The following is a 4,377-nucleotide window of genomic DNA, read 5'->3' as shown; positions in this document are numbered from 1 at the left end:
AAGCGCCGCCGCTGTGGGCCGTTGCCCCGAAAGAGATGCGTATTCTACACCCTGCGCCGTGAGCGTCAACACGTTTTAAAGCTCCGCTGGCACAGTGTTTCGGTTTCCACGTATCCAGGCGTAACAGGGGCTTTTTTCAGCCCTGGTCGCTGGCCCCGAATGCCGCCTTCAGCGCGGTTCGATAGCGCTCCGCATTCTCCACGTAATGCGCCGCGCTGTATTCCAGCATGGCCTTGGGCTCGTCACTCAGGGTGCGCTTGATGACGCCGGGCGAGCCCACAACCATGGAACCATCCGGCACCTCCATACCTTCCGGGATCAGCGTATTCGCCCCAATCAGGCAGTACCTGCCAATGCGCGCCCGGTTCAGGACCACCGCATTGATACCGATCAGGCTGTAATCGCCCACTTCACAGCCGTGGAGCATGGCCTGGTGGCCCACCGTAACGCCACGCCCCAGAGTGAGCGGCAGGGATGGATCAGTATGGAGCACGGCCCCATCCTGAACATTACTGTCCTCGCCGATGGTCATCAGTTCATTGTCGCCGCGGATAACGGCGTTGAACCAGACGCTGCTGCGTGCCTCAAGCAGAACAGAGCCAATAATGGTGGCGTTGTCGGCGATAAAGTGACCGTCGCCGCGGATTTCAGGCCGGCGGTCTTCCAGTTCGTAGATCATTCTCACCCCTCGCGTGGTGGCTTTGTTATATCAATGGCGGCATCAAAGGCCATGTTCAGGCATTCCACCAGAATGATGGCGGACAGACCCCAGATGTCATGCTCCTGCCAGCGGTAGCACGGCACGTACAAGCGCCAGTCGTGGAAACTGATCTCATCCGTCCGGCTGCGACGGTCATCCAGAAGCCACCGCACGGGCACCTGGAAAACGGTTTCCACCTCTCCCGGTTCGGCGCAATAGGGATAGGTTTCCGGAACAAGCCCCACATAGGGCGTCACCAGAATGCCGTGACGGGAGACCACCTGGCTCAGTTCGCCCAGCAGCTCCACCCGCTCGGGAGGCAACCCGACCTCTTCATGGGTTTCACGCAGCGCTGTAGCTTCAGGCCCCGCATCCTCCTCACTGGCCATGCCGCCGGGAAACGCGACCTGACCGCTGTGGGGGCCATTGCGGGCGGCCCGGCGCGTCAGAACAATCTCCGGATCCCGCGCGTTCGTAATGGGAACCAGCACACTGGCGCGCGGATAGGCCAGCGGCAGCGCCCTGGGCCGATATTGACTGAACCGTTGCAGAAGATCCTGTTTCAAAGGTGTGACCCCGAGTTCCCGATCGTATTCGACATTATGAGATAATGCGGGTGGCCGCAATGGCCGCCGAATCAACCAGTGGCGCCGGCCCGCCGAAAAGGGTCGGAAACAGAAGATGGCCAGGAGACGGGCATGCAGTACTGCAGCAGCTGCGGGGCAAACGTGGAGTTCCGGATTCCCGAAGGTGATGACCGGGAGCGCCACGTGTGCCACAACTGCGGCACGATTCACTACATCAACCCACGGATCGTGGCGGGGACGATTCCGGTCTGGGAAGACCGGATCCTGCTGTGCCGGCGCGCGATCGAGCCCCGCTATGGGTTCTGGACGCTACCGGCGGGATTCATGGAGAACGGCGAGACCACCACGGAAGCCGCTATCCGTGAAACCCTCGAGGAGGCCGAGGCCCGCGTGGAACTGGACGGCCTCTACACCGTCCTCAACGTGCCGCACATCGACCAGGTGCACATGTACTTCCGTGCCCGCCTGATCGATGGCCAGTTCGGAGCCGGCGCGGAATCACTGGAAACAGCCCTCTTCCGGGAAAGCGAGATTCCGTGGGAAGAGCTCGCCTTCCCCACTGTCACCGAGAGCCTGAACCGCTACTTCCGCGACCGCAACGCCGCGGATGCCCAATACGGTGTGGTGGTGGATGACATCCGGAGACGCCTCGAGCGCAACGGCTGAGCGCTCAGAAGTCCTCCATCCGATAGACCTCGTAGGCCGGCTCCTCGTAGGGATGCCCGGCCTTCATGGCCCTGATGACGGCACGGATCAGGTCCTCCTCGCAGACCAGCTCAACCCGGTACTCAGGAACCGTCTCAATCTGCCCCTGATGACCGAGAAACGGCTGACTGCCATCCATGGGACGGAACTGTCCCTGCCCCTTCGTCTGCCAGCAGCAGCTGTCGTAGTTCCCGATCCGACCACCGCCAGCGGCAAAGACCGCGGTCTTGGTCTGCTCCAGATAATCCTCCGGAACGAAGAAACAGATCTTGTACATACGTGCCTCCCGAGAGCCCTGAAAGTTAACCACAGAATCTGTGGAAAACTCTGTGAACAATTTATGGGAACAGCCTCTGAAACCGCTCAGTGACGGGCTCAGCCTCTCATTGATGAGATTTTCACCGAAACCCGATAGTTCTTTATTTTCAGATAGTTACGAATATTGAACACTTATTCGGCAGTTCGATTCAGCTTGCTATCTAAACCCGCCTGAATCGATACTCCAATGTGAATAACGATGCTGTGTCAAGGCCTTAACCGACCCATTTACGGGCATTACGGAACAATCTGAGCCAGGCACCGTCCTCGCCCCAGTTATCCGGATACCAGCTGCACTGAACCGACCGGAACACCCGCTCCGGATGGGGCATCATGATGGTGGCCCGACCGTCTTCGGAACAGAGCCCGGTAACCCCTTCCGGAGAGCCGTTGGGGTTATGCGGGTAGTGTTCCGTCGGGCGCCCGTAATGGTCAGCGTACCGCAGAGCCACCTGGTTGCCTTCCCGGAGCCCCCGCAGATCCGAGCCGTTACGGAACTCGGCCATGCCCTCGCCGTGAGCCACCGCAATGGGCAGCCGTGAGCCCGCCATGCCCTGGAAAAAGGCGGAGCTGGATTCCGGCACTTCCACCATAACGGTGCGCGCCTCAAACTGTTCCGAACGGTTACGCACAAAGCGCGGCCAGTGCCCGGTTCCGGGAATCAGCTCCCGCAGCTCCGCCAGCATCTGGCAGCCGTTGCAGACTCCCAGGGAGAGCGTGTCCCCACGCTCGAAGAACGCCTGGAACTGGGCCCGGGCACGCTGATTGAACAGGATGGACTTGGCCCAGCCACCGCCGGCCCCAAGCACATCACCGAAGGAGAAGCCACCGCAGGCCACCATGACGTGGAACTCATCCAGGGTCATCCGGCCGGAGAGGATGTCGCTCATGTGCACATCCACCGTATTGAACCCGGCCCGGTCGAAGGCCGCCGCCATCTCCACCTGGCCATTGACGCCCTGCTCCCGCAGCACGGCCACGGACGGTCGCGCCCCTGTGTTCACCAGCGGCGCGGCGATGTCCTCGCCGGGATCAAAGCTGAGATCAACATGGAGACCGGGATCGGCATCATCCGCCAGGGTCTCGAACTCCTCATCGGCACAGTCACTGTTGTCCCGGATGGCCTGCATGCGATAGCTGGTCTCGGCCCATTTCTGCGCCAGTTCCGCGCGACCACGGTCAATGAGCGCTTCGCCCTGGAAACTGAAGTTCAGCCTCTGGTCCGAAGCCGGCGCCCCGATCATGGCGATATGACTGGAAAGCCCGGCTTCCTCCATGGCCGCCAGGACCGCACTCACATTGTCGCGCGCCACCTGGATCACCGCGCCCAGCTCCTCGTTGAACAGCTCGCGCACCAGATGGCTGCTGTCTTCCAGCAGTGAATCCAGGGTGATCCGGAGACCGGTGCGGCCGGCAAAGGCCATCTCGCAGAGCGTGGTGAACAGCCCGCCATCAGAGCGGTCATGATAGGCCAGCAGCAGCCCCCGGCGATTCAGCGACTGGATGGTCTCGAAGAAGCCCCGCAGCTGTTCCGGCTTCTCCACGTCCGGCGCCACCGCGCCCATGGCGCCATAGGCCTGCGCCAGGGCCGAGCCGCCCAGCCGGTTCCGACCCTCGCCCAGATCGATCATGATGAGTTCGGTGGGGCCCTGGTCGGTCCGCAGTTCCGGCGTCAGCGTTCTACGGACGTCATCCACCGGCGCAAAGCCCGTAGTCACCAGTGACAGGGGCGAGGTGACGCTGCGCGATTCGCCCTCCTGTGACCAGACCGTCTTCATGGAAAGCGAATCCTTGCCCACGGGGATCGTGATTCCCAGCTTCGGGCACAGATCCATTCCGACGGCGCGCGCCGTCTCGTAAAGGTTCTCATCCTCGCCGGGGTGACCTGCGGGCGCCATCCAGTTGGCGGACAGGCGCACGTCGGTCAGCCGGGCAATGGGCGCCGCCGCGATGTTGGTCACGGCCTCGCCGATGGCCATGCGGCCGGAGGCGGCCGGATCGATCGCGGCGATGGGCGTGCGCTCGCCTATCGCCATGGCCTCGCCGGTATGACCGCTGAAGCCGCTC

At 62.3% G+C, this 4,377-nt stretch carries 5 protein-coding genes; 1 reads left to right on the top strand and 4 read right to left on the bottom strand.

Annotated features, from left to right (window positions below; translation table 11 throughout):
• Window positions 1–136: 136 nt before the first annotated feature.
• Window positions 137–679 (bottom strand): gamma carbonic anhydrase family protein, encoded by a 543-nt coding sequence (locus tag QZ501_RS14925; protein WP_295720609.1) that lies wholly within the window; start codon window positions 677–679, stop codon window positions 137–139.
• A gap of 2 nt (window positions 680–681) precedes the next feature.
• Entirely contained in the window at window positions 682–1,266 is a 585-nt protein-coding gene (locus tag QZ501_RS14920) for a CoA pyrophosphatase (protein WP_151441623.1), read from the bottom strand.
• A gap of 132 nt (window positions 1,267–1,398) precedes the next feature.
• On the opposite strand from QZ501_RS14920, the gene QZ501_RS14915 reads away from it, so the two are divergent.
• Window positions 1,399–1,953: an NUDIX hydrolase gene (locus tag QZ501_RS14915; protein ID WP_095617830.1), complete on the top strand. Its 555-nt coding sequence runs from the start codon at window positions 1,399–1,401 to the stop codon at window positions 1,951–1,953.
• 4 nt (window positions 1,954–1,957) lie between these two features.
• Here QZ501_RS14915 and QZ501_RS14910 read toward each other — a convergent pair whose 3' ends face one another.
• Both QZ501_RS14910 and purL read right to left on the bottom strand, forming a co-directional pair.
• The gene (locus QZ501_RS14910; protein ID WP_151441624.1) at window positions 1,958–2,269 is read right to left on the bottom strand and encodes a YqfO family protein; all 312 of its coding nucleotides are present in this window, start codon (window positions 2,267–2,269) and stop codon (window positions 1,958–1,960) included.
• Between the two features lie 256 nt (window positions 2,270–2,525).
• On the bottom strand, window positions 2,526–4,377 hold a 1,852-nt coding region (purL, locus tag QZ501_RS14905; protein WP_295720606.1), incomplete at its 5' end, for a phosphoribosylformylglycinamidine synthase.

This window comes from uncultured Halovibrio sp., from assembly GCF_913056445.1.
Classification (GTDB): domain Bacteria; phylum Pseudomonadota; class Gammaproteobacteria; order Pseudomonadales; family Oleiphilaceae; genus Halospina; species Halospina utahensis_B.
Note: the sequence above shows the minus strand (reverse complement) of the source record. Positions and strands in the feature narration are given on the sequence as shown.

What these genes read in the sequence shown, in the direction of transcription:
- QZ501_RS14925 (WP_295720609.1), bottom strand. Translation starts at nt 679, where the DNA reads ATGATCTACGAACTGGAAGACCGCCGGCCTGAAATCCGCGGCGACGGT.
- QZ501_RS14915 (WP_095617830.1), top strand. Translation starts at nt 1,399, where the DNA reads ATGCAGTACTGCAGCAGCTGCGGGGCAAACGTGGAGTTCCGGATTCCC.
- QZ501_RS14910 (WP_151441624.1), bottom strand. Translation starts at nt 2,269, where the DNA reads ATGTACAAGATCTGTTTCTTCGTTCCGGAGGATTATCTGGAGCAGACC.